Here is a 1,042-nt window from a genome sequence, read left to right on the forward strand (position 1 = left end):
GCCTTGGTGGGCCGTTACCTCACCAACTAGCTAATCCAACGCGGGTCCATCTTATACCACCGGAGTTTTTCACACCGAGCCATGCAGCTCTGTGCGCTTATGCGGTATTAGCAGTCATTTCTGACTGTTATCCCCCTGTATAAGGCAGGTTACCCACGCGTTACTCACCCGTCCGCCACTAGAAACAATCTAAATCTGCCGAAGCTTCAATAAAAGGTTTCCCGTTCGACTTGCATGTGTTAAGCACGCCGCCAGCGTTCATCCTGAGCCAGGATCAAACTCTCTGATAAAATGTTTGATTCATTTACTCAAGACAACCGTTTGGCTATCTCTCGTTTTTACTGCTTTTGGTTTGTTTAAACCGTTCTTTAAATGTAAAGAAATTTTCGAGAATCGTATGTGTTTCACTGTTTAGTTATCAAGGTTTGTTGTGTCTGTCTCTCAGACAGCTCGTTTATTTTATCTCATCTCAAATCGTTTGTCAAGTACTTTTTTCAACTTTTTTCAAACTTTTTTTGATGAATCTCTGTCTCGCTGACAGCTTGTTTACTTTATCACATCCGCAAGCGTTTGTCAACAAGTTTTTTCATTTTTTTGAAAAATTTATTTTTTTCAAAAAAACAACGGAGAAGGAGGGATTTGAACCCTCGCGCCGCGTTAGCGACCTATACCCTTAGCAGGGGCACCTCTTCGGCCTCTTGAGTACTTCTCCAGACTCCGAACTTATAATTTCTTATTAAATTGGAGTGCATTTCTTCTGTGTTTTCATCCGAAACGCATGGTTAATTATATCCGAAAGATATAAGTTTTGTCAACACCTTTTTTTCATTTTTTTACATTAATTTTATCTTAGCGCGATTGACCAATCATATTATCCCCTTAGGCAGGTGGCTACGCACGACACGCTGTCCGTGTGGACAGCGCAGGGGAAGTCCATCTCAGAGTTCCGAAGTCCGAGGGCTTCCCGGGGGGGGGGGGGGGGGGGGGGGGGGGGGGGGGGGGGGGGGGGGGGGGGGGGGGGGGGGGGGGGGGGGGGGGGGGG

General features: G+C 46.4%; 1 tRNA gene and 1 rRNA gene. Both read right to left on the reverse strand.

Annotated elements, in window-relative coordinates:
• A 16S ribosomal RNA gene (locus EAI83_RS17075) occupies positions 1 to 290 on the reverse strand; the annotation flags it as partial.
• Positions 291 to 624: 334 nt separating this feature from the next.
• A tRNA-Ser gene (locus EAI83_RS17080) sits at positions 625 to 712 on the reverse strand.
• Between the last annotated feature and the right edge of the window lie 330 nt (positions 713 to 1,042).

The organism is Blautia sp. aa_0143 (genome assembly GCF_004167315.1).
Taxonomy (GTDB): Bacteria; Bacillota; Clostridia; order Lachnospirales; family Lachnospiraceae; genus Blautia_A; species Blautia_A fusiformis.